This is a genomic window from Microvirga sp. HBU67558, from assembly GCF_018069605.1.
GTDB classification, from domain to species: domain Bacteria; phylum Pseudomonadota; class Alphaproteobacteria; order Rhizobiales; family Beijerinckiaceae; genus Microvirga; species Microvirga terrae.
The window spans coordinates 1-879 of the sequence record NZ_JAGPUP010000281.1 but is presented as its reverse complement, the minus strand read 5'-3'; the positions used below and the strand labels follow the sequence as shown (position 1 = coordinate 879).

Annotated in this window: 1 protein-coding gene; it reads right to left on the bottom strand. The window is 67.8% G+C overall.

Annotated elements, in window-relative coordinates; translation table 11 throughout:
- On the bottom strand, positions 1–788 hold a 788-nt coding region (locus KBI52_RS32490), incomplete at its 3' end, for a transposase (RefSeq protein ID WP_247654095.1).
- Positions 789–879: the final 91 nt, after the last annotated feature.

The following is an 879-nucleotide window of genomic DNA, read 5'->3' as shown; positions in this document are numbered from 1 at the left end:
GTGCTCGTCCGCTTCAGCACCTCAGACAGGGTCGGCATGCGAGCGCCTTTGGTGCGCGGCCGGCCCGCCGTCCCCGGCCGGCGCCATGGGGCCGGCTCGTAGAGAGCCGCATCGAGCCGCAGCCGCGTGATGCAGATCACCCCCCGACGCGACAAAGCGGCCAGCAGCTCCAGAGCGGCAAAACCCATATCGGTGACCAGCACCAGCTCGCGCTCAGGCAACCAGCGCCGGACCTGCAGCACCATCTGCCGCGCCCAGTCAGTCAGCTTTTTGTGCCGCTGTCTGCGCTCACGGCAAGACCGCTCGGAGGGTGCCAGGGCGGTGAGGAACGGCAGAGCCCATGTGCGGGCCGCCCATGGGATCGGAGCCAGGAGCATGAGGCTGAGCCAGCGCAGGCCCGAGGCCTTGACGAAATGAGCATCCGAGGAGCGCACCGGATCGCGGTAGATGCCCTTGGCCTTGATGCGCTTGCCGCGGCGGCGCTCGATGGTGTCGTCGAGACCGAGAATGACCGGACCCGCCGGGACAAAGGCATGGATCAGCAGGCCCAGCAGCAGCCCGGCCGCTTCGTGCCCACTCCAGCGAGCCCGGCTGAGCACGCGATGGTCGTTGACGAAGTGGCGCTCGCGGCTGAGGCCGCAGATGCGCAAGATGCTGGTCACGGTGCGCTTGCCGGGGGCCAGGATGGCCCCGACGAGCAGGATTTCGGCATGACGCCACGTCCGGTGGCAAAACAGCGGGGCAAAGGCTACAATGATCGCGGCGAAGCGGGTGGGCAGATCCGGCATGGCGGTGTCTCTTGGCGGAAACGCTGCCAGTCTACCGCATCGTTCGCTTCGCCGCCCTCGCTCCCACATCACCCGTCAGAAATGGCCAAAG